The organism is Nostoc sp. WHI (genome assembly GCF_015714725.1).
Lineage (GTDB): Bacteria > Cyanobacteriota > Cyanobacteriia > Cyanobacteriales > Nostocaceae > Nostoc.
Window position 1 is genome coordinate 1 of the sequence record NZ_WBKM01000035.1, and the last position, 2,977, is coordinate 2,977.

The 2,977-nt window shown below is 40.2% G+C and carries 2 protein-coding genes and 2 pseudogenes; 1 reads left to right on the plus strand and 3 read right to left on the minus strand.

All coding sequences use genetic code 11. The annotated features are described in order from the left end of the window. Window positions 1-1,505 (plus strand): annotated as a pseudogene (locus F8S12_RS03430) (hypothetical protein); the annotation flags it as partial. Window positions 1,506-1,779: 274 nt separating this feature from the next. Here the strand turns inward: F8S12_RS03430 and F8S12_RS03435 are convergent. From F8S12_RS03435 to F8S12_RS03445, 3 genes and pseudogenes are all read right to left on the minus strand, one after another. Further along, on the minus strand, window positions 1,780-1,935 hold the full coding sequence (locus tag F8S12_RS03435) for a hypothetical protein (protein WP_196514806.1): 156 nt from the start codon (window positions 1,933-1,935) through the stop codon (window positions 1,780-1,782). Window positions 1,936-2,109: 174 nt separating this feature from the next. Then, window positions 2,110-2,400: a hypothetical protein gene (locus F8S12_RS03440; protein ID WP_196514807.1), complete on the minus strand. Its 291-nt coding sequence runs from the start codon at window positions 2,398-2,400 to the stop codon at window positions 2,110-2,112. Between the two features lie 10 nt (window positions 2,401-2,410). Next, a pseudogene (locus tag F8S12_RS03445) lies at window positions 2,411-2,977 on the minus strand (hypothetical protein); the annotation flags it as partial.

Here is a 2,977-nt window from a genome sequence, read left to right on the forward strand (position 1 = left end):
AAAGTAATTTTTCTGTTATTTGCGCTCAAATTGACCCTAATACCGTTGAATATCCCCAAAAGTGGACGAAGGAATTTCAGGCTTTTGGGACTCAATCAGTTAATGCTCAACAACAAGAGATGATTGATAGTAGTGCGAAAATTCTACATCATATTAAAGAGCGTCCTACTTTTTTATTTTCTACCCAAGAAAACAAAAAACTTGGAGTCATGGGTCTGGCTGTTGACAACCAGAAAGCTGATACTGTGACTAAATGGTTAACTGCTCAAAAAGTTGAATGGGAGCCAGTACCAAGACAAGATGTTATTAGGGAAACTAAAAAAGGTCTAGCGGTATTTAACTTGGTTGATAGCTCCATCCCTGCTAAAACTTTGTCGAGCATGACCAAGAAATTTGGGGCTGTCATTGAATCAAATAGTGACTATCAACAAAAAGTTAGCTCCCTTGCCACACGACCACAATTTCTAAAACCTTCTGAACAACCAGCACTGCCCTTAGATGAAAAAGTTATTGAGCAGCGAGCAGGGAGTAAGGGAGAAAAACCACCCATAACAAATGAGGCACAAACCAAAGTCGAGAAAGAGAAAGGGAGTTTTCGCCCACAAGGTAAACCAATTCCCATGAACTATCCGTTAATGCTGCATGGTGAACCTAACCCTTTACCCGTGGATACTTGCATTGATGCAATGCGGGGGCATGGAAGAGTTCATACTACTAGAGCTTATGAGCCTTACAAGCAGTATGGATTTAAGGAGGGGGATATTGCACTTGCTGTTGCTGGCGACAAACAGGTGGCCTTTCGTGTTGGCAAACAGTATCAAATTACACCTACTATGATTGCTGACCCTACTTATCAACAGCAATGGGCAAGTATGGAAAAACATTCGCCCACTGCATTGCCCAAGCTGTTTACCTCAAAGCAACAGGTTTGGGGATTACACATAGAGCCTTTGGGCGATTACCTTAATGGTGAAATTGTACCTTGGGAAGAACCTGCAAACAACTTGTTGATGAAAATCGAACCTCTAGGTGTAGAGAATCCCCCGACAGTTACTATTGATGACTTGAGAAATTGGTACAATACCGCAGATAAGTTAGGGAAGTCGGAAAATTACAAAAAACGCATTGTAGAAGTTGCAAATGGGTTTAAAGCTGGTGAGCAATTATCAGCCCAAGCGTTAACAGTAATGAAGAAAGATACATCTGAGCTTGAAGTCATCAGTCGGTTGACTCAAATTGCTCAAAGGATTGGCATGGTCTGGGGTAAGTCTAATGAAAATGGCACTCAAGTTCAAGGAAAAATTTATGACTTGGCTTTCAATACCCAGCAGAGAGATTTAACTATTTCGCAGAAAAATGGGGAGGTAATTTTAAACTTGCAATCTGGTCAGGTACAGACTAATAAACTAACTCCACAGATATTGCAAACTTTTGAGGATGTTAATACTCAAATTGATAAAATATTAGCTAAATCTCAAACACAACAAGTAGACTTACAAAGATAGATATATCCTAGAAGCTAAAACTGATGGTGCTTTATCGTTAGTTGGAATGAATACCCGCTTATTAAGCACAAGACTTACTAATTCTTGTGGACTTAAAAGCTTATTCTTTGATTTCAAGGCTCGTAATCAAGTACGAAGCAAATACAAAAGGTTTTAAAAAGGAATGTAAATTTCTTCATTTTCCAACATCGTGGGGGGACTGAAGTTTGAAGAGGTATTTAAGTCTTGGACTAATTTATAGTTGTCTGGATGCCAACAAGTATCACTCAAGGAATTATTTAGCCACTCTTTTAGGTGACGAGAGCAATTCGGAATTATTCTCAATGAACTGCTTTTCTTCAATTGTCCATTCTCTCCCAATCGCGTCAGAGACAGCTTCAAAAATGGAGTCTTCTAATTGTTTTTGATTCATCTGGATGTATCGGTTCAAGAATTTTCACTTTCTTTTTCGCAAAGCGATCGCTCTTAAAGTGGCGCTTGAGCCATTGCACAGAAACTTGTTTGACATACTCCCCCGAATTTAGCGATAGCGGATTCGGGGGATTCTAGGCTCAAACAGCGATTGCAGGCACTGCCCGTCTTAGGTCGCCTAACCCAATGATGGTTACAAATCAAAATCAAGGCTGAATGTTTCCGGTTCAGAATCTTCTTCTTTCTCCTCTGCAAATGGAGTTGGAGTCCAAGAGGTGAGTTGGTTTGACTCAATATTAATCGGTGTAGAAGCTAAAAGTTGTGCAGGTAATCCAGCCTTAATGAAAACAAAATAGCAATCAACTATAAAGTAAAGCGTGTCCAGGTAGCTTTTATCTAGTTTTTGCGATTCTGCAAATATGCGCTCTCGGTAATTATCTTTGAGGCGAACTTTTTCCGGTGCTAAGTCTTTTTTATCTGCCATTGTAATAACTTTACTTAAGAGATGTAGTAGTTGGGTTCTTACTGGTCATGGTTTTTGCCATCTCTAAAAGCCCAGAGACATTGGCTTCTACCGGATTGTCCAGGATTTTGAAGCCGTTTTTCTCCAACAGCTTCTTAAATCCTGGTAAGAGGCAACCTCCACCAATCGCCCAGATTTCATCCCCCTGGTGCTTGGCATCAAGTGTCAGATTCACCACTTTCTTCAAGTATTTTTCATACCAATCTTTTAAACTTGCACTGTATATATCTTTGATATCGATGTCACGGCTGTACCTGGTATGCCCCATTTCCAGACAAAATCGGATTTTGGAAGCATCCCCAATTTTTCCTCCATTTAAATGTTTCATTTTTTGGGAGATATCATCAATGAGAACTTCTACACCGATGGGGTAGGCAGTGTGAACTTCTCGCTGACCCCGGTTGTAACGAGAATACAGGGTTGTACCATTGCCAAAGTCTAAAATGGTTAATTTTTTAGGTAGTGGATGCCCAAACAATGCACCCATCCCCTCTAGTACAACTTTCAGCACTTCTACTTTCACGTCTGATTGTTTGCC

Bases quoted from the DNA above. Each gene is read 5' to 3' on its own strand.
- F8S12_RS03440 (WP_196514807.1), bottom strand. From the start codon at position 2,400: ATGGCAGATAAAAAAGACTTAGCACCGGAAAAAGTTCGCCTCAAAGAT.